17 protein-coding genes are annotated in these 19,400 nt (G+C 45.7%); 7 read left to right on the top strand and 10 right to left on the bottom strand.

Annotated elements, in window-relative coordinates; genetic code table 11:
• The first annotated feature begins 16 nt into the window (after window positions 1–16).
• The 3 genes from clpP (at window position 17) to GY843_RS05240 (ending at window position 3,284) form a co-directional block, all read left to right on the top strand.
• The gene (clpP, locus tag GY843_RS05250; RefSeq protein ID WP_297307232.1) at window positions 17–643 is read left to right on the top strand and encodes an ATP-dependent Clp endopeptidase proteolytic subunit ClpP; all 627 of its coding nucleotides are present in this window, start codon (window positions 17–19) and stop codon (window positions 641–643) included.
• Between the two features lie 121 nt (window positions 644–764).
• On the top strand, window positions 765–2,054 hold the full coding sequence (gene clpX / locus GY843_RS05245; protein WP_297307230.1) for an ATP-dependent Clp protease ATP-binding subunit ClpX: 1,290 nt from the start codon (window positions 765–767) through the stop codon (window positions 2,052–2,054).
• 117 nt (window positions 2,055–2,171) lie between these two features.
• A complete protein-coding gene (locus GY843_RS05240; protein ID WP_297307228.1) occupies window positions 2,172–3,284 on the top strand; it encodes an Hpt domain-containing protein in 1,113 nt (370 codons plus the stop codon).
• 70 nt (window positions 3,285–3,354) lie between these two features.
• Here the strand turns inward: GY843_RS05240 and GY843_RS05235 are convergent, their stop codons facing one another.
• On the bottom strand, window positions 3,355–4,422 hold the full coding sequence (locus GY843_RS05235) for a 3-deoxy-7-phosphoheptulonate synthase (RefSeq protein ID WP_297307227.1): 1,068 nt from the start codon (window positions 4,420–4,422) through the stop codon (window positions 3,355–3,357).
• 373 nt (window positions 4,423–4,795) lie between these two features.
• Here GY843_RS05235 and dsbD point away from each other — a divergent pair, with 373 nt between their 5' ends.
• Window positions 4,796–6,640: a protein-disulfide reductase DsbD gene (gene dsbD / locus GY843_RS05230; protein ID WP_297307225.1), complete on the top strand. Its 1,845-nt coding sequence runs from the start codon at window positions 4,796–4,798 to the stop codon at window positions 6,638–6,640.
• Between the two features lie 90 nt (window positions 6,641–6,730).
• Window positions 6,731–7,072: a hypothetical protein gene (locus GY843_RS05225; protein WP_297307223.1), complete on the top strand. Its 342-nt coding sequence runs from the start codon at window positions 6,731–6,733 to the stop codon at window positions 7,070–7,072.
• Between the two features lie 120 nt (window positions 7,073–7,192).
• Here the strand turns inward: GY843_RS05225 and GY843_RS05220 are convergent, their stop codons facing one another.
• From GY843_RS05220 to gloB, 8 genes are all read right to left on the bottom strand, one after another.
• Window positions 7,193–8,506 (bottom strand): NAD(P)/FAD-dependent oxidoreductase, encoded by a 1,314-nt coding sequence (locus tag GY843_RS05220; protein WP_297307221.1) that lies wholly within the window; start codon window positions 8,504–8,506, stop codon window positions 7,193–7,195.
• A gap of 187 nt (window positions 8,507–8,693) precedes the next feature.
• Entirely contained in the window at window positions 8,694–10,319 is a 1,626-nt protein-coding gene (locus GY843_RS05215) for an ABC transporter ATP-binding protein (RefSeq protein ID WP_297307218.1), read from the bottom strand.
• A complete protein-coding gene (locus GY843_RS05210; protein WP_297307216.1) occupies window positions 10,316–11,359 on the bottom strand; it encodes an ABC transporter permease in 1,044 nt (347 codons plus the stop codon). Before GY843_RS05210 ends, GY843_RS05215 begins: the two co-directional genes overlap by 4 nt.
• A gap of 2 nt (window positions 11,360–11,361) precedes the next feature.
• Window positions 11,362–12,471 (bottom strand): microcin C ABC transporter permease YejB, encoded by a 1,110-nt coding sequence (locus GY843_RS05205; RefSeq protein ID WP_297307214.1) that lies wholly within the window; start codon window positions 12,469–12,471, stop codon window positions 11,362–11,364.
• A complete protein-coding gene (locus GY843_RS05200; RefSeq protein WP_297307212.1) occupies window positions 12,471–14,312 on the bottom strand; it encodes an extracellular solute-binding protein in 1,842 nt (613 codons plus the stop codon). The genes GY843_RS05205 and GY843_RS05200 overlap by 1 nt, the downstream gene beginning before the upstream one ends.
• Before the next feature lie 96 nt (window positions 14,313–14,408).
• Window positions 14,409–14,657 (bottom strand): hypothetical protein, encoded by a 249-nt coding sequence (locus tag GY843_RS05195; protein ID WP_297307210.1) that lies wholly within the window; start codon window positions 14,655–14,657, stop codon window positions 14,409–14,411.
• 15 nt (window positions 14,658–14,672) lie between these two features.
• Window positions 14,673–16,253, bottom strand: a complete 1,581-nt coding sequence (locus GY843_RS05190) for a LysM peptidoglycan-binding domain-containing protein (protein ID WP_297307208.1) — start codon at window positions 16,251–16,253, stop codon at window positions 14,673–14,675.
• A gap of 93 nt (window positions 16,254–16,346) precedes the next feature.
• The gene (gene gloB / locus GY843_RS05185) at window positions 16,347–17,120 is read right to left on the bottom strand and encodes a hydroxyacylglutathione hydrolase (RefSeq protein ID WP_297307206.1); all 774 of its coding nucleotides are present in this window, start codon (window positions 17,118–17,120) and stop codon (window positions 16,347–16,349) included.
• 186 nt (window positions 17,121–17,306) lie between these two features.
• Here gloB and GY843_RS05180 point away from each other — a divergent pair, with 186 nt between their 5' ends.
• Both GY843_RS05180 and rnhA read left to right on the top strand, forming a co-directional pair.
• Window positions 17,307–17,987, top strand: a complete 681-nt coding sequence (locus tag GY843_RS05180; RefSeq protein ID WP_297307204.1) for a class I SAM-dependent methyltransferase — start codon at window positions 17,307–17,309, stop codon at window positions 17,985–17,987.
• Window positions 17,974–18,414, top strand: a complete 441-nt coding sequence (gene rnhA, locus GY843_RS05175) for a ribonuclease HI (RefSeq protein ID WP_297307202.1) — start codon at window positions 17,974–17,976, stop codon at window positions 18,412–18,414. The genes GY843_RS05180 and rnhA overlap by 14 nt, the downstream gene beginning before the upstream one ends.
• 291 nt (window positions 18,415–18,705) lie before the next feature.
• Here rnhA and GY843_RS05165 read toward each other — a convergent pair whose 3' ends face one another.
• Window positions 18,706–19,374 carry a response regulator transcription factor gene (locus GY843_RS05165; RefSeq protein WP_297307200.1) on the bottom strand — a complete coding sequence of 223 codons (669 nt, stop codon included), beginning with the start codon at window positions 19,372–19,374 and terminating at the stop codon, window positions 18,706–18,708.
• Window positions 19,375–19,400 lie beyond the last annotated feature (26 nt).

The following is a 19,400-nucleotide window of genomic DNA, read 5'->3' as shown; positions in this document are numbered from 1 at the left end:
GTTTAAGGAGTGTTAAATGACGGATTTTGGAAAAGGTGGTGCTGATATCCTGAGCAGTCTTGTTCCTATGGTAGTTGAGCAGTCTGCACGTGGTGAACGCGCTTATGATATCTATTCCCGTCTGTTAAAAGAGCGTGTGATCTTTCTGGTTGGTCCAGTAGAAGATCATATGGCTAATCTGGTAGTGGCTCAGTTGTTATTCCTGGAAGCGGAAAACCCGGATAAAGATATTCATCTTTACATCAATTCACCGGGTGGTTCTGTGACTGCTGGTATGTCTATTTATGACACAATGCAGTTTATCAAACCTGATGTCAGTACAATGTGTCTGGGTCAGGCAGCGAGCATGGGTGCATTCCTGCTGGCAGGCGGTGCAGAGGGTAAGCGTTTTGCACTACCGAACTCCCGCGTTATGATTCATCAGCCGTTGGGTGGTTATCAGGGGCAGGCGACGGATATCGAGATCCACACTAAAGAGATCCTGAGTATCCGTGAAAAATTGAATCGTTTGTTGTCTGAGCATACAGGTCAGGACCTTGAGACAATCTCTCGTGACACTGATCGTGACAACTTTATGGATCCTTATGCCGCTAAAGAGTACGGCTTGATCGATGAAGTGCTTGATCGTCGTAACGCTGAGTAACGCGAAATAAAGAATTTTTGTAATTGTTACTATACTCATTAATGCCCTCTGTAGGGTTGAAAAGATTGAGGCAAGTATCAATATAGGGTTAATACCCTGATTAGTAATACGAGGAAGTCGAATGACCGACGAAATCAAAGGTAAGGACGGAGATGATAGCGGCAAGCTGTTGTACTGTTCATTCTGTGGCAAAAGCCAGGATGAAGTACGGAAGCTGATTGCAGGGCCTTCTGTTTTTATCTGCGACGAATGTGTAGATCTGTGTAACGATATCATTCGTGAAGAGATTCAGGATGCTGAGCCTCAGGAAGAGGGAGATCACCTTCCTACACCATCTGAGCTGAGTGCAGCCTTAGATGAGTATGTTATAGGTCAGGAGCGAGCTAAGAAGGTTCTTGCAGTAGCGGTTTATAACCACTATAAGCGTCTGCGTTTCCAGAAAAGCAGCAATTCTGAAGTTGAGCTGGGTAAGAGTAATATTCTACTTATCGGCCCAACCGGTAGCGGTAAAACTCTGCTGGCTCAGACTCTGGCGCGCCTTCTGAATGTGCCATTTACCATTGCTGATGCGACTACGCTGACTGAAGCGGGTTATGTCGGTGAAGATGTAGAGAATATTATTCAGAAGCTTCTACAGAAGTGTGACTACGATGTTGAGAAAGCCCAGTTGGGTATTGTTTACATCGATGAGATCGACAAAATATCGCGTAAGTCTGACAACCCATCTATTACACGTGATGTATCGGGTGAAGGTGTCCAGCAGGCTCTGCTGAAACTCATTGAGGGTACAGTCGCTTCTGTTCCACCTCAGGGTGGTCGTAAGCATCCTCAGCAGGAGTTCCTGCAGGTTGATACTTCTAATATCCTGTTTATCTGTGGTGGCGCATTCGCGGGTCTTGAACAGATAATCCGTGATCGCTCAGAGAAAAGCTCTATTGGCTTCAGTGCTGTTGTTAAGAGCAAAGATGAAGAGAAAACTGTTTCTGACAGTTTGATGGAAATGGAAGCCGAAGATCTGGTTAAGTACGGTCTAATACCAGAGTTCGTTGGTCGTCTACCGATGATTGCGACACTGGCTGAGCTGGATGAAGAGGCATTGATCCAGATTTTGACTGAGCCTAAAAACAGCCTGACTAAGCAGTACGCAGCGTTGTTTGATATGGAGGGGGCTGAGGTTGATTTCCGTGAAACTGCGCTTCAAGCGGTGGCTCAGAAGGCGTTGGAACGTAAAACGGGTGCTCGTGGCCTTCGCTCAATCATGGAAGCCACGCTGCTGGATATTATGTATCAACTGCCGTCGATGGATAATGTAAGTAAAGTCGTGATCGATGAAGGTGTTATCAATGGTGATAATGATCCAATTCTGATTTACGAAAACATGGAACAGCAAAAAGCTGTACCTGAGGATTAATTGATCATAATTGGTCTAACTTACTAAAATACATAAAGAAAAGGATGGCATTTCTGCTATCCTTTTTTTATGCGTGACGGTTATGATAGCCGGATACAGTCAGTCATATGGTGATCAATGTCTCAAGATAACTACAATGCCTTTCAATCATTAAGTGATGAGCTTAAAACTGAGTTCTACACCAGTTTTAGGGAGGCAATGGATGAGCTGGATATCTGCTTTAGTACTCTGAATTGCAGCTACCAGGAGGATGTTGTGCATGAGATGTTTCGTGCAGTTCATTCTCTTAAGGGTAACTGCCATATGGTGTTTCTGGACGATATAGCTGATATCTGCCACCGTCTTGAAGATCTTGTGTCACAGATGCGCAAAGGTGAGTACACATATACACCTCCTTGCGGTGAGTTTATGACCTATATTTTTCAGCGTCTGGAGCAGTTGGTCGCCTCTGCAATTGCAGGGAATGAAATTGCAGAAAATAATATCCTTGTACTACAAACCAGTGTTGATCAGGTTTTTAAAACAGAGCCTGATAAGCGTGAAGACGTTATTCTTAAAACCTTAGATAGTCTCTCTGGTGCGTTAACTGCTACTGAAGATGTCAGCGAAAAGATCCTCGAGCGTTTGGAAAAACAGGAAAAACTGAAGAACTTCTCTGACCTCGAATTTATGCAACGTATCTCAGATATTATGCGTTCCAAATCGTTACAGCATCAGTGTAAAGTCGATCGACTTCTGGGCATCTGTACTTACATTAATAAGCACCTCACTAATAAAGTGAGTGATGATCAGATAAGCGCAGCACTTTATATGAATCTGCTGGGTAGTAAATTTGTTACTTCGCCAATTTTCGAAATACTACCGGACAGTGATTGTTGGGAGAAACAGCGCGTATCTGAGCAGCTGGAGCTGACTGCAGGTTTTCTAAAACTTGGTGGTAAATGGTTATCGGCTGCAGAGATGATTGAGCATAGCTTTGCCCGTTATGATGGTAAGGGAGTGCCTGAAGGGCTTGCCGGTGAAGAGATCAACCCGGGAGGGATGATTTTAGCGCTTGTACGTTATTATCAGCAACAGTACCGCAAAGCCAGAGTCGAACATAATGCCAAGATTGCGGTTGCTAAGGTGCTGCGTTCAATGAACAGTGAGAAGGGCCTTCGATTTAACCCTGATTACGTTGATATCTTTAACCAGCTAGTAAGGGAAGATCTGGAAAGCGTTTATATTTGATCAGCTTCTACAGGTACAAAAAAAGCGCATCAGCCATACTGCATGCGCTTTTTATCGTTTAGAGAAGGAATTAGCGGTTCGGTAGAACCTCTTTCAGTTTCTCATTCATCTCAACCAGGCATTTCTCAGTAGCATCCCAGTCGATACAAGCATCAGTTACAGAAACACCGTATTCCAGATCTTCCAGATTGTCAGGAATAGACTGGTTGCCCCAACCCAGATTACTTTCAATCATCAGGCCAACAATGGATTTGTTTCCTTCCAGAATCTGGTTAGCTGCGTTTTCTGCTACCAGCGGCTGCAAAGCCGGGTCTTTGCTGGAGTTGGCGTGGCTACAGTCGATCATGATGTTGTTTGCCAGACCCGCTTTTTCCAGGGCCTGCTCGCAGATAGCAACGTTCACTGAATCGTAGTTTGGCTTTCCGCCACCACCACGTAGTACAACGTGACCGTACTGGTTGCCTTTAGTGTGAACAATGGATACCTGACCTTCTGCATTGATACCCAGGAAGCGGTGTGGAGCGCTAACTGATTTTAGTGCGTTAGTCGCCACTTCAAGGCCACCATCAGTACCGTTTTTGAAACCAACCGCACATGACAGACCTGAAGACATCTCACGGTGAGTCTGAGACTCAGTTGTGCGTGCACCGATCGCAGACCATGCGATCAAGTCCTGCATGTACTGTGGTGAGATAGGGTCCAGCGCTTCAGTGGCTAGCGGTAGGCCTAGCTCAGACAGGTCAAGAAGAAGCTTACGCGCAATGTGCAGGCCTTCTTCGATCTCAAAGGAGTCGTTCAAGTGAGGGTCGTTGATCAGGCCTTTCCAGCCAACAGTGGTACGTGGTTTTTCAAAATAAACACGCATTACCAGATACAAAGAATCTTTTACTTTTTCCTGCAGTTCAACCAGCTTCTTACCGTATTCGATAGCTGCTTCTGTGTCGTGGATAGAGCATGGACCTACCACAACAAAAAGACGTGGATCTTTGCGATCCAGAATGTCACGAACAACAGAGCGGCCCTGCATTACTGCAGCAGCTGCTTTCTCAGAGATAGGCATCTCTGCTTTTAGTGCGTCCGGAGAAACCAGGACGGTATTTGATTCAATGTTTAAATCTTCAACGCGTGTATCAGTCATTATTAATTTATCCTGCTTTAGAGAAGCCGCATTGCCACGAATTAAGATGAAATTATGTGGCGATCACTTCGGTTCCCTAGACTCTATGTCAATGTGACGCCTTTTTTACCACAAACCTATGTCGGTTATAAGTATACGGAGGGGCTAATCTGGCAATTACAGCCTGAAATTAGGGAATATTTCTGATCTGGCTCAGTATTGGCTGTTTTAAAGAGCTGTCATGAAATTACAGGTTGCCGTGGTACACTTAGAAATAGCTTTATTCGAGATTGCTAATGTCCGGTAATATATTTAAAAATGGACTGAAATTTGGCGAACTCTGACGTTAAAAAATGGTCAATGGGACGATTGCCATTAGATTTAAGGAATCTGTGTGTTTAGGAATCTAAAACAGAAGCTTGGATTATTTTTATTTGTTTCCTTTGCTTCAATTATCAGCCTGCCAGCTAGCGCCGGTTTATTTGATAATAGCCCCTTCTCTAACAATGGACCTCTAGAGGTCGAAAAAGCTTTTGTTTTTGGGCACATCCAAGAGGGGAATAAATTAAACCTCTATTGGGATATACCTGACGATTATTATCTCTATCGTGACCGAATTGAGCTCAAGAATAATAGTGAAACAAAGATTCTTAACCGTTCAAACGCGGAAGCCAAGCAGAAAGACGATCCTTTGTTCGGCAAAGTTTGGGTTTACCACAACCGAGCTGAGGTCAGCTTTGATCTGGCCAGTCTCTCATCTGAAGTTGTAGATGACACTCTGGAAGTGACCTATCAGGGGTGCTGGGAAGGGGGTATCTGTTACCCGCCGGTGACTAAAGAGGTTAAAGTTTCAGGTATCACTCCTGCTGTGCAGGAGACATCTATTGCTGCTAAAGAACAGAAAGTATCCCCAACACTAATCACACCACCGCAGACAACGGTATTAAGTGAGCAGGATCAGTTTGCACAGATGATTGGGCAGGGGGATCTGCTGGTGACTCTGGGTGCTTTCTTTATTGCAGGTCTGGCACTCTCATTCACTCCGTGCGTATTTCCAATGATTCCTATCTTGTCCAGCATTATAGCGGGGCAGGGAAGACATGTTACTGCTTCTAGAGGTTTCTTCCTTTCTCTGGTTTATGTGCTTGCTGTGGCGGTTACATATACCCTTGCGGGAATCTTTGCAGGACTGTTTGGCGAAAATCTGCAGGCGATGTTCCAGAACCCGTGGATAATTGGTGTATTCAGTTTTGTCTTTGTACTGTTATCGCTTTCGATGTTTGGTTTCTATGAACTTCAGTTGCCGAATAGTCTACAGACACGTTTAAGTAAGGCCAGCAACAGCCAGGAAGGCGGAACAGTTACGGGTGTTGCGATTATGGGCTTCCTATCTGCACTGATTGTAGGACCCTGCATGGCTGCGCCACTGGCGGGCGCACTGATTTATATTGGTCAAACAGGTGATCCCATTCTGGGTGGTAGCGCACTTTTCTCCATGAGTCTGGGCATGGGTGTACCTATTCTTCTGGTTGGTACTTCTGCAGGTAAGCTACTACCTCATGCAGGGTTATGGATGGAGAAAGTAAAAGCATTCTTTGGAGTGTTGTTGCTGCTCCTGGCTATCTGGATGCTGGACCGAATTGTTCCAACCGTCGTTACTATGTGGTTAACAGCCATTGTTCTGATTGTTTCGTCGGTTTACATGGGTGTATTGACCAAACTGGATAAAAAATCCTCGGCTTCGTCGCATCTTGGGAAAGGCATAGGCTTGATCGTGTTTGTCTATGCGCTGTCTTTGATGGCTGGTGCATTGGGAGGTAATAAAAGCCTGATCTACCCGCTGAAGGGCTTTGCCGGCGCTTCAGCTGAACAGAGTACAAAGCTTCCATTCATTGTAGTTACTACTCCTGAGCAACTGGATCAGCAATTGATCGATGCCAAGGCTCAGGGCCTTCCTGTTATGCTGGATTTTTATGCTGATTGGTGTGTGTCCTGTATAGAGCTTGAAGTCATAACGTTTGCGGATGTTAACTCTCAAAAAGCTCTGGAACGATTCCGGTTGATTAAAGTGGATGTGACCGCAAATGATGATCCTGCCAAAGCCTTGAACAAAGCTTATTCACTGATCGGACCGCCTGCGTTGATCTTCTACAATGCAGAGGGCAATATGCTAGCGAATAAGACTTTGATCGGGGTTGTTGAACCTGCCGATTTTGTTAACCATATCAGCGAAATCTAAATTAGACTTGGCTGAAGGCTTCTAGTAGGCTGTGGTAACTGACCAACGGTCAAAAATAAGAATAAGACGGTAAGATTTATGGAGGAAGTGATGACAGGTTATTCTATTAAGACAGGTATTCTGGCAGCAGTTATCAGCGTATCAGCTATGCCTTTGACTGCAGCAGCGGCAGACCCTGAAAATGGCAAAGAGCTGTATCATGAGGTGGAGATAGAAAAAACCATCCAAGGTATCGAATACACAGATGCGAACTGTGAAACCTGTCATGAAACAAGTTTCTTTAGCCGTGAAGATCGCAAAGTTACCAGCTACGCGAAGCTAGAAGCTTTTGTTGAAGGTTGTAACACTAATCTTGATGTAGGCTGGTTTCCGGAAGATGTATCTGATGTTTCGGCTTATATGAATAAGGAATTCTATAAATTCGAAAAATAAGTTTAATCCGGCGGACTTAGCTATAAGCCAGATTATCTAGAAAAGATCTGTAAATCGTATCATGTGCCATTTAGAGCCGAATAGGAACGGATTAAATGGCACATGACTAAAGATGAGTTATCAGTGCAACTTCATCTTCGGTCGAACGACCTTACTCACCTTCTCCGCAACGAATACCAACATCGCTTTAAAGAAACCGTGAATAGCAATCTGATGCATACGGTAAAGTGATATATAAACTATTCGGGCAATTTTACCTTCAATAAACATACTATTCTTGGTCAGGTTGCCCATTAGGCTTCCCACTGTACTGTAGCGGCTAAGGTTAACCAGTGAGCCATGATCCTTATATTGAAAGTCTTTTAGTGGTTTACCCTGCAATTGATTGATGATGTTTTGTTTCGCCAGTGATGCCATCTGGTGAGCTGACTGGGCGCGCGGTGGTACCCAGCTTCCATCGGGTAGTGCGCAGGCGCAGCAGTCACCGATCACAAAGATGTCATCGTTGTTACTGCTTTGCAGTGTAGGTTTAACAAGAACCTGATTTGAGCGGGTCAGTTCAAACTGATACAGGTCGGCTAGGAAATCTGGGGCCTTTACACCTGCAGCCCAGATCATCATATCCGCTTCGATCAGTTCATCTTCAGATGTTATAAAACCATCTTCATTTGCCGATTGAATCATGGTGTTCTCACGCACTTCCACACCTAAATCGGACAGCTCTTTACGCGCAGAGGCCGAAATACGCCCAGGCAGGGCAGGGAGTATGCGAGGACCGGCTTCAATCAGCTTAACTTTGAGTTGATCAGAAGTCATATTCTGCAAGCCATATGACTTCAGCATATCAGTTACGTTATATAGTTCTGCAGAAAGCTCTACACCTGTTGCCCCAGCGCCAACAATAGCGATATTTAGAACACCGCTATCACGCTGGTTGATACGCATGAAGTTATTAATCAGGGCGTTATGGAAGCGCTCAGCCTGCTTAGCCGTATCAAGGAAGAAGCAGTGATCAGATACACCCGGTGTATTAAAGTCGTTGCTTACGCTACCGATTGCCATAACCAGAGTATCGTAGTCCAGATGACGTTCAGGCAGAACCTGCTGACCTGATTCATCCAGTGTTTCAGCAAGGGTAATCTGTTTCTTATCAGCGCTCAGGCCACAAAACTGTCCCAGTTGGAACTCATAGTGGTGTTTAACTGCATGAGCATGGTAGATCACGGCATCAGTGCTTGGGTCTAGAGAGCCTGTGGCTACTTCGTGTAGCAATGGTTTCCAAATGTGTGAGCGTTTTTGATCAACAAGAGTGACAGTTACGTTGGGATCTTTGCGGTATCGGTGACCAAGCTGTGTTACCAGCTCAAGCCCGCCAGCACCGCCGCCGATCACAAGGATCTTGTGCGGAGTGCCTGTAGAAGGAGAGTTGTTCATGGTAAATCCTCAAAAAATATGGGATTGACCACAGATGAATCAGCCCAAACTGAAACTATGTCCAATCCCATATTTTTTCGTCAGTATTGAACTTTAGTTTTATGGGCAGGGAAAGTAAATATGTCTCCAGTGATATCGCTCTAAAGAACAACAGAGGAATTGCCAATAAGTAGAACAGAATCTCTACTTATTGGCTGAATGCAGCGCTGAGGAGTTTCTGAGTGTAGCTATGGCTTGGGTTATTGAAGATCCGGGTAGCATCACCTTGTTCAACGACATCTCCATGATGCATAACCATTAATTTGTGGCTCAGGGCTTTGACCACAGCTAGGTCATGGCTGATAAACAGATAGCTTAAGGCAAATTTTTCCTGCAGATTTCTCAGTAACTCTACAATCTGCTTCTGTACCGTACGGTCCAGTGCTGATGTTGGCTCATCGAGAACGATGAGTTCTGGTTTCAATACTAAGGCACGAGCGATCGCAATACGTTGGCGCTGTCCTCCTGAGAATTCGTGAGGGTAGCGGTGGCGACTGTCGGGATCGATACCTACTTCTTTAAGTACTTCGATGATCTGTGTTTCGTGTTCAGCTTTGCTTGCTGGTTGATGGATCTCAAGGCCTTCCGCGATGATCTCGGTAATCGACATTCTAGGGCTTAGGCTTCCAAATGGGTCCTGAAATACGATCTGCATCCTGCTGCGTAGGGGTTTAACCTCTTTTTGTCCCATCGCAGAAAGCTCAGTTCCGCTGAAAGTAATACCACCTTCACTTCGAATCAGTTTCAAGATAGCCAAAGCCAGTGTGGTTTTACCGGAGCCCGATTCACCCACCACACCTAAAGTCTCTCCACGGTTTAGTTCCAGATTTACCTGATTTACCGCTTTGATATGGTCAACCGTTCTCTTGAGAAAGCCTTGCTTAACCGGGAACCATATTTTCAGATCGTTGGTATTAAGCAGTGGCTGTACCGTACTATTGATAACTGCAGGCTCTCCAGAGGGTTCTGCATCTAAAAGCTTTTGCGTGTATGAGTGTTTCGGGTTACTGAAAAGCTGCTCAGTTGTAGCACTTTCAACCTGTTCACCCTGATACATTACGCAAACGTCGTGAGCATAGCGACGCACAATATTCAGATCATGGGTAATCAGGAGGATAGCCATATTCAGTTTCTGCTGCAGATCTTTCAGAAGTTCCAGAATCTGTTCCTGAATTGTTACATCCAGAGCGGTGGTTGGCTCATCAGCAATCAGCAGCTCTGGATCGTTAGCCAAAGCCATTGCAATCATTACACGCTGGCGCTGACCTCCAGATAACTCATGAGGGTAGCTGTTCAGGCGTTTCTCTGGCTCAGGGATACCTACTAGCTCCAGAAGCTCGAGAATACGCCCTCGCGCCTGTTTGCCGGTTAACCCTCGGTGTAACAGTAGGGTTTCGCCAATCTGCTTTTGGATAGTGTGTAGTGGGTTTAGAGAGGTCATCGGTTCTTGAAAGATCACGCTGACCTTGTCGCCACGCAGCTGACGCATCTGGTTTTCGTTTAGCTCAAGTAGGTTTTGTCCTGCGTAATAGATCTCACCACTGGGGTGGCTGGCTTTAGGGTAGGGCAACAGTTTGAGGATCGACATTGCTGAAACAGACTTTCCTGAGCCTGATTCACCTACCAGCGCCAGGGTTTTGCCCTTGTCGATATCGAAGCTGATATTCTTTACTGCATCAACTGCCTCACTCTCTCCCTGATCAAAACGGACCGATAGGTTGCGGACACTTAATAGTGATTGATTCGATGAAACTGTTGGGAAAGGCTGAGTCATGAAACTTTCCTTGGATCAAAAGCATCACGGACAGCTTCACCGATAAAAATCAAAAGTGTCAGCATGATAGACAAAGTTAAAAAGGCACTGATCCCTAACCAGGGAGCATGCAGATTGGTTTTACCCTGTGCGACAAGTTCACCAAGCGAAGGGCTACCCGGAGGTAAACCAAAGCCGAGGAAATCCAATGCGGTTAAGGTAACCACTGAACCGTTAAAAATAAACGGCATAAAGGTTAGGGTCGCAACCATCGCATTAGGCAGAATATGGCGGAACATAATCATGCGGTTATTTAGACCTAAGGCACGTGCTGCGCGAACATACTCCAGGTTACGTCCACGCAGAAACTCAGCACGGACTACGTCCACCAGATTCATCCAGGAGAACAGAAGCATTATTCCCAGCAGCCACCAGAAATTAGGCTCAACCAGGCTTGCAAGGATAATCAACAGGAACAGAACAGGAAGACCCGACCAGATCTCAATAAAACGCTGGAAGAACAGGTCTACTTTACCGCCGTAATAGCCTTGCACTGCGCCTGCGATAACGCCTATTACTGAACTCGCCAGTGTTAGTACTACCGCGAACAGAATTGAGATACGGAAGCCATAGATTACGCGAGCTAACACATCACGGGCCTGATCATCTGTACCTAGTGGGTTTTCCAATGTCGGTGGTGATGGTGCAGGGACCGGTAGATCGTAATTGATGGTGTTGTAGCTATAGCGGATCATCGGCCAGATAATCCAGCCATCACCTTGGTTGTGAATCAGATCTTGTATGTAAGGGTCTTTGAAATCGGCAGGGCTCTCAAACTCTCCACCAAAAGTCAGCTCGGTGTATTCGGTGGCTACCGGGAAGTAAAATTCACCCTTATATGAAACCAGCAATGGATCATCATTAGCGATTAGCTCTGCGAATAGAGAAAGGAAGAACAGGCTGAGAAAAATCCATAATGACCAGTAACCACGGCGATTATTGCGGAAGTTCTCAATGCGGCGCTGATTTAACGGACTAAATTTTGCTGCTAATCGTCCCATGCTTAGTTCTCCCGGCTCTCGAAATCGATACGAGGATCAACCAATACATAGGTGATATCGCTAATCAATTTTAGCAACAGGCCTATCAGGGTGAAGATATACAGAGTGCCGAAAATAACCGGATAATCGCGGTTGATCACTGCTTCGTAACCAAGCAAGCCAATGCCATCCAGAGAGAAAATTACCTCGATTAGCATGGAACCGGTGAAGAAGATGGAGATCAGCGCGGCAGGCATACCCGCGATAATAATCAGCATTGCGTTACGGAAAACATGTCCATAAAGCACTTGGTTTTCAGACAGGCCTTTAGCTCGTGCTGTCAGCACATACTGTTTGTTTATCTCATCAAGGAATGAGTTTTTGGTCAGCATGGTCAGTGTAGCGAAACTACCTATTACTGAAGCGATGACAGGCAGTGTGATATGCCAGAAGTAATCCTTAATCTGCCCCCACAGGCTTAATTCATCAAAGTTAGGTGAGGTCAGTCCGCGAAGAGGGAACCAATCAAACCAGGTGCCACCGGCAAAAATCACGATCAGTAGAATAGCGAACAGGAAGTTGGGGATTGCGTAACCGATGATGATTGCGCTACTGGTCCAGATATCGAATGGCGTGCCATCACGTACAGCTTTACGGATGCCCAGAGGAATAGAAACCATATAGGTTATCAGTGTAGCCCAGAGCCCCAGAGAAATTGAAACTGGCAGTTTCTCGATAATCAGATCGATAACACTCTTATCGCTGAATAGACTTTTCCCAAAATCGAAGACAGCATAATTCTTCAGCATCTGCCAGAAGCGCTCGTGTGCAGGTTTATCAAAACCATAAATAGCTTCGATCTCTTTTATCAGTTCAGGGTCTAACCCCTGTGCACCGCGGTAACCACTATCGCTACTGCCGTTTCCAGAAGTGTTGCTTGCCGTCTGGCTGGAGATGTCATTCTGAGCTCCGCTGATCCGTGCAGTAGCATTGGTATCTAATCCTTGCAGCTGCGCGATCGTCTGTTCAACCGGTCCGCCTGGAGCAGCCTGAATAATAATGAAGTTAATGGTCAGAATACCGATCAGGGTAGGGATGATCAGCAATAAGCGCCGCAGGATATAAGCTGCCATTATTGAGCGACTCCTGCTTCTTTAAACCACCATGTATTAAAACCCAGGCTGTATTTTGGACGTGTATCTGGCATCACGAACTTGTCCCAGTAGGCAACACGGTATTTATTAATATGGTATTGCGGAATCACATAATGATTCCATTGCAGTACACGGTCCAAAGCACGTGTACGTAGTACCAGTTGCTCACGATCAGGAGCCTGAATCAGTTGGTCAACAAGATAATCAACTGCAGGATTGTTAATACCTATCAGATTCCTACTTCCTTCAACATTTGCACCGGATGAGTGCCAATAATTACGCTGCTCATTGCCTGGGGAGGTTGATTGGCCAAAGCCGCTGACAACGATATCGAAGTCAAAACTACGCAGCCGGCTGATATATTGGGAGACATCTACCAGTCGAATATTGGATTTGATACCCAATCGTTCCAGGTTACGGATGAATGGAGCGACGACACGTTCGAAGGCCGGGGAATACAACAGCATCTCGATAGTTAGCTGCTCGCCCTTGTCATTAATCAACTTGCCATCTTTAAAGCGCCAGCCTGCTGTTTGCAAAAGACGCTTCGCTTGACGCAGTTCTGTATAAATTTTGCCATCACCTTGGGTTTCTGGTGCACGGTAAACCTTGGTGAAAACCTCTTCCGGCACCTGATCTTTAATCGGTTTCAGGATCTCCAGCTCTTTTTCAGTAGGTAGCTCAGTGGCTGCCATCTCTGAGTTAGAGTAGAAACTGTGGGTGCGGGTGTAGGCGTTATAAAAGATATTCTTATTGGTCCACTCGAAATCAAACGCCATAGCTAATGCTTGTCTTACGATTGGATCGGCAAACTGTTCGCGGCGAGTGTTGAGGATGAATGCTTGCATCCCTGTGGGATTTTCATGTTCCAGTTCTCTGACCAGAATACGGCCATCATCAAACGCCTGCCCCGTATAGCTGGTGGCCCAACGTTTAGAGGAATTCTCTTCGCGAAAGTCATATTCACCGGCTTTGAACGCTTCCATGGCGACTGTACCGTCTCGGTAGTAGTCATAGGTGATCAGATCAAAGTTATCTTTACCTCGGCGCACAGGTAAAGACTGACCCCAGTAGTCAGGGTTGCGACGATAGGTAATACTGCGACCCGCTTCAAATGAATCAATAATATAGGGGCCGGAACCTACAGGAATATCCAGCGTGGGCTTTTGGAAATCACGATCTTGCCAGTAGTGTTTTGGCAGTACGGCGGCTTCACCTACTATCAGAGCTAATTCTTTGTTCTTTGCATGCTTAAAGGTGAATTTCACCCGACGGGAGTTAAGCGCTTCAACCTTTTCAATATCTGCGTAGTAGGCTTTATATCCAGGAGCTCCTTTTTCTCTCAAAATATCAAAACTGAAGACAACATCTTCGGCGGTGACAGGATTGCCATCGCTGAAGCGTGCTTCAGGGCGAAGGTTAAAAATAATCCAACTTCTGTCTGCCGGAACTTCGAGAGATTCTGCTAGCAAACCGTAGAGAGAAAAGGGCTCATCTTCAGCCCGGGCCAGCAGGCTGTCATAGATTTTTCCTAGTCCATCCGCAGCTGTGCCTTTCACTACAAAGCCATTAAAACTGTCGTAAGTGCCTATTGCTGACCGGACAACTTTACCGCCTTTCGGAGCATCAGGATTGACATAATCGAAGTGGGAGAAGCCTGGTGCGTATTTGAGATCGCCGTGCATCGCAATGCCATGGCTAACAGAAACTGCATCAGCTTTAAGTGATATCGGTAGTAGGGCAATCATCACAACAAGAGTGCTAAGCAGGCTTCTGAGTAATCGGCCTATAAGCGCTTGCTGTAGCGAAATATCTCGCATGGAATCGAATTTCCTTATCACTGCTGAATTAGATTTTATTATTTATATCAGTCAGTTGGATTAACTTCTGCACTGATAAAGTTAACAGACAATTATTCAGTTATTTTGTTCAAATTGTTCTGCAAAATCAGTTAAGCGCTGGTGATATTCTTTCCTGTTAACTTTAGATTCGACCATCTCATTGTATTTCTCGATGAGAAATTTCAGTTTGTCAGGATTTTCATCTGCCAGTCCTTTAATTAAGTCCTGGTCCATCCAATTACGAATTTTCTTAAACATCACCACCTTAAATACGATCGCCAGTAGGGTGGAGATAACAATGATGAAGATATAGATGGGTTCCATTGTTTTAATCGCTCATCAGTTGGTTCGAGTGACATCAACATAAAGGGTCAGACGCTGCCCAGGCTGCAGGTAGCGTTTTTTGTTGAGTTTATTCCAGCTAAGAATATCTGCAACACGAACGTTAAATTTGTCGGCAATCAGAGAAAGCGAATCACCGCTACGTACTTTGTAGCCAACCTTGCGAATAATCTGTCGATCAGAGCTGCTCAAAGCAGTTTGGGTTGGTTTGCTCCAGATCACAAGACGTTTGCCAACTCTCAATGCATCTCCAGGAGCCATGCTATTCCAGCGTGCTAGCTGACGAACACCCACCTGATATTTTCGAGCGATGCTCCAGAAGCTATCACCTGATCTAACCGTGTGATACTGCTCTTTGCGGTCAGTGGTTCGGGAGATGGTTTTCTGTTTCTCTATGTGGCGTTGCTGCTGGCTCAGAGCGTATTCACTAGCCTGTTGACTCGCTGTTGAGATCATCAGGGTTTGTCCAGAGCGGATACGATTACCGCTGATCTTATTCGATTTGCGGATCTGAGCAACTGTTGTATCAAATTTTGAGGCTATGCTGATAAGTGAATCGCCAGATTTAACCTTGTAGCGAGTCCATTTTACTCTTTCCTTCTCAGGTAGGTTTTTCAGTGCGCTCTGAAATTGAGTGGCTTGGGCAACGGGAATCAGAAGAGAGTGTGGTCCATCTGGAGAGGTTGCCCAGCGGTTAAAGCCGGGATTCAGCAGATAGATCTCTTTAGTTGTAATACCCGCCATTTCTGCTGCCTGAGCCAGATCAATCTGACTTCCGGTATCTACAGAGGTGAAGTAGGGGGTGTTAGGAATCTCTTTTAGAGTTAAACCATGCGCGTCACTATTTTTTACCAGTTCAGCGATAGCCAGTAATTTGGGTACGTAAGCCATGGTCTCCTTGGGAAGTTTTAGAGACCAGTAATCAGTGGCTTTATCAGAACGTTTATTGCGTTTGATTGCTTTGGATACGTTTCCGCCACCAGCATTATAGGCTGCAAGGGCTAATAGCCAGTCACCGTCAAAGCGCTTGTTCAGCTGTTGCAGATAGGTGAATGCAGCCTCGGTTGAAGCTGTAATGTCGCGACGACCATCGTACCACCAGGTTTGTTGTAGTCCGAAATGTTTGCCCGTTGAAGGTATAAACTGCCATGGACCTGCTGCACGACCATGCGAATACGCAAATGGGTCGAATGCGCTTTCGACAATAGGTAATAGCGCTAGTTCTGTTGGAATTCCGCGTTTAATCGCTTCATTAACAATATAGTGATAATAGGGCGTCGCACGCTTAACAATGCGATCCATATAGGTTGGATGTTTTTTATACCAATTCAGCTGGGTTTGTACTCTGGCTTGGTCAAGGTGAAGATCCAACTGCATATGTTGGCGTGTTAATACCCAAAGATCGGTAGGTGCGGCCGTTTCTGCCTGATTAACCTGCTCGGTTTTATTAACTGTAACTGATGATGTTGGCTGAATAGCCGTATTTGTCTGGCCAGGTTTTTCTGATACGGACTGACAACCGCTGAGAACTGCGCCTGCTACAAAAACGGACAGGACCGATTTACAAGATGAAAACATGATGCTCCGATGGCTTGGAGTGTGTAAATCGATCCATTCTATCAGCGGACTAATTTTGGTCAATAAGCGGGGTCAATAAGTGATGGCCCACAACTAAAACTGATTTTTCCACTCGCGGATTGATGCAAAAATTGCGACTTTGTTTTCCAACGTACTACCGGAAAAATTATTCGCCGCTTGGATAACATCAGCGTGATGGGTTCGCATAAATGGATTGATCTGTTTTTCCTGACCGATGGTGCTTGGCAGAGTGGGTTGGTCGTCTGCACGTAACGCTTTGCACTGCTCAACTGTAGCCTTTATTTCATTGTTGTTTGGCTCAACGGCTACAGCAAAATCCAGATTAGCTAAGGAATACTCGTGGGTGCAGTAGACTTCAGTGTTGTCAGGCATTTCGGCAAAGTAGTCCATAGCCTCAAGCATTTGAGCTGCAGTGCCTTCAAACAGGCGACCACAGCCAGCCAAGAATAGCGTATCACCGCAAAATAGCTGAGGTTCATTTTCACCAGTGTAATAACTGATGTGGTCGAGTGTATGCCCTGGGATTTCATTAATGGTTAATGTTTTGCCGAGCAGGTCAATCTTATCGCCTTTGCTTAGCGGGTGTGTGATCCCTTTAAAAGGTGAGTTTGCAGGGCCGTATACAGGAACATCAAAGGATTCAGTCAGTTTACTAACCCCGCCAGTATGATCGTTGTGGTGGTGAGTAATCAGTATGGCGCAGAGAGATAAATTATTACTCTTCAGGTAGTCGAGCACGGGTTGGGCATCACCAGGGTCTACTACAGCAACTGCATTTTGTTCCGGCAGGCTGATTGCCCAGATATAATTATCGTTAAAGGCTGGAATTGGGGTTACATTAAACATTTCTTTAGCTTCACCTCTGTTGTGCTCAAGCTCTATAAATATAATACTGTTTCTATTACTACAGGACAGTGATTTTTAGCCGGAATGAGTTTTCATAAGCAACAGCCTCTGGAAATTTTGTTACCCCAACTTAAGGCCTGGTTTGATTCCGACCTCGGTCGGGAGCTGTTAACCGCGGAGTCTGAGGTGGTAGATAAAATTGTCTCGACACTGTTTGGGGTGCATTTAGCTCAGTTCTCTGTTGATAGCCGAGTTCAGCTTTACAAGGAAAGCCCCGTTAGCCACTGCTTTTCGGTTATACCTAGACTCGAATTAGGTATCGATGACCACAACATTGTCGCAGACAATACTCAAGTGCCTTTGGCTCATGAAAGTGTTGATGTGGTTCTGTTGCATCATGCGCTGGACTTTACAGATTCCCCACACCAGGTTTTGAGGGAAGCATCACGAATTCTCAGACCCGGTGGGCATGTAGTTATCGTAGGCTTTAACCCATTGAGCTTATGGGGCCTGTACCGGCTGTTTTCACGCAAAAAGAATTTACCTCCCTGGTGTGGGCACTTCATCAGTCATCGACGTCTATCCGATTGGCTCAAATTGCTTGAATTGACTGAACTCAAACACATTTCCGGGTATCATCACGCGCCTTTAGAGAAGAGCTCCTTGCGATCACGCTTATCCTGTATGAAAAATTGGGTTAAGCCTAGTCCAGCGAAAAATGGTGCTTTTTCTGTAATGTTGGCTCGAAAAGACATTGCAGGCATGACGCCGATTCGTCCCGGGTGGGCGTTACGTCGCCTGATCAATATTCCTGTAGCTGAGCCTTCTGCCAGAGATTCATTAAGGAAAATACGTGAAAGTCGTTGAAATATTCACTGATGGGGCCTGCAAAGGTAATCCAGGTCCGGGTGGCTGGGGCGCTCTACTGCGTTACGGTGAGGCGGAAAAGCAACTTTATGGTGGGGAAGAGAATACGACCAATAATCGCATGGAGCTGATGGCGGCAATAGTTTCACTGGAAAGCCTTAATCGCCCTTGTGATGTGATCCTGACCACTGACTCTCAGTATGTGCGACAGGGAATCACGGAGTGGATGGATGGTTGGAAAAAGCGTAACTGGAAAAACTCTGCTAAAAAACCGGTTAAAAATGCCGATTTGTGGCAGCGACTGGATGCAGCTACCAAACCACATAAGATAGATTGGCGATGGGTGAAAGGTCACAGTGGGCATCCGGAAAATGAGTTAGCCGATCAGCTGGCTAACAAAGGGGTAGAAGAGTTAGGTAAAGCATGAAGCAGATAGTTCTCAATACAGATGCAACTGATTGAGAACCTTCAGAAGGTCACAACATGATCTATATAGGTTGTGTTGAGATGTTCAACCGCAGACTGCACGGGAAAACTTATCATCTGTTGCTGGAGCCGATGATCTGCGTCTGCCCCGATTACTGAAGGGGAGCTGCGGGTGTATGACGAGTTTTTGAATATGCGGGATAAAAAGAGCGGCGACAACTGTCTTAGGATTGCAAAAGCAGAGGTGGAACCAGCAGAATCACCTGAGGGGTGATCCTGCTATTTTGCGGTTTTAACGCTTCAGATATTCGTTGAAGTCGATATTGCCGGCAGATAGTACAGCTTGAATACGGTTGTGAACGCCCAGTTTACGCAGAATTGCAGAAACGTGCGCTTTTACCGTAGTTTCGGCGATATTCAGGTTGTAAGCGATCTGTTTATTCGATTCACCTTTGGACATACGTTCCAGTACCAACAGTTGGCGACGTGTCAGAGATGACAGCAGTTCCGGTGGAATCTGGTTCTCATCTTTTCGCTGTGTACGGCGATTGTCAGGCTGGCTTGCACGAATAATATCCGAAGGCAGGTAAACATTTCCGGCCAGAATTTGCTGCAAGGCATCGGTCATCTGGTCACGTGGCGACGACTTGGTGATAAAGCCAACGGCGCCATAAGTGATAGCCTGCAGGACGATCTGCTTATCTTCTTCTGCAGATACAATCACAACTGGAACTGTTGGTAGATCATTACGCAGTGTAATTAGACCGTTCAGGCCGTTCATGCCCGGCATGTTGAGGTCCAGCAGGATAAGATCCAGCTCTTCTTCGTTTTGTGCGATTTCTAGAGCGCTATCCAGATCTTCTGTTTCCAGGGTTTCGCAACCAGCAAAACTGTTCTGAATTACATTGATAATCGCTTCGCGAAACAGCGGGTGATCATCCGCTATCAGGATCTTGTACACGACATATCTCCAAAAATTATATTTAT

It is taken from the genome of Neptuniibacter sp. (genome assembly GCF_024231755.1).
Classification (GTDB): domain Bacteria; phylum Pseudomonadota; class Gammaproteobacteria; order Pseudomonadales; family Balneatricaceae; genus Neptuniibacter.
The sequence above is the reverse complement of the archived record's forward strand: the minus strand, read 5'-3'. Positions and strand labels throughout refer to the sequence as shown.

Coding starts and splice junctions, on each gene's coding strand:
- clpP (WP_297307232.1), top strand. CDS start 17: ATGACGGATTTTGGAAAAGGTGGTGCTGATATCCTGAGCAGTCTTGTT.
- clpX (WP_297307230.1), top strand. CDS start 765: ATGACCGACGAAATCAAAGGTAAGGACGGAGATGATAGCGGCAAGCTG.
- GY843_RS05240 (WP_297307228.1), top strand. CDS start 2,172: ATGTCTCAAGATAACTACAATGCCTTTCAATCATTAAGTGATGAGCTT.
- GY843_RS05235 (WP_297307227.1), bottom strand. CDS start 4,422: ATGACTGATACACGCGTTGAAGATTTAAACATTGAATCAAATACCGTC.
- GY843_RS05225 (WP_297307223.1), top strand. CDS start 6,731: ATGACAGGTTATTCTATTAAGACAGGTATTCTGGCAGCAGTTATCAGC.
- GY843_RS05220 (WP_297307221.1), bottom strand. CDS start 8,506: ATGAACAACTCTCCTTCTACAGGCACTCCGCACAAGATCCTTGTGATC.
- GY843_RS05215 (WP_297307218.1), bottom strand. CDS start 10,319: ATGACTCAGCCTTTCCCAACAGTTTCATCGAATCAATCACTATTAAGT.
- GY843_RS05210 (WP_297307216.1), bottom strand. CDS start 11,359: ATGGGACGATTAGCAGCAAAATTTAGTCCGTTAAATCAGCGCCGCATT.
- GY843_RS05205 (WP_297307214.1), bottom strand. CDS start 12,471: ATGGCAGCTTATATCCTGCGGCGCTTATTGCTGATCATCCCTACCCTG.
- GY843_RS05200 (WP_297307212.1), bottom strand. CDS start 14,312: ATGCGAGATATTTCGCTACAGCAAGCGCTTATAGGCCGATTACTCAGA.
- GY843_RS05195 (WP_297307210.1), bottom strand. CDS start 14,657: ATGGAACCCATCTATATCTTCATCATTGTTATCTCCACCCTACTGGCG.
- GY843_RS05190 (WP_297307208.1), bottom strand. CDS start 16,253: ATGTTTTCATCTTGTAAATCGGTCCTGTCCGTTTTTGTAGCAGGCGCA.
- gloB (WP_297307206.1), bottom strand. CDS start 17,120: ATGTTTAATGTAACCCCAATTCCAGCCTTTAACGATAATTATATCTGG.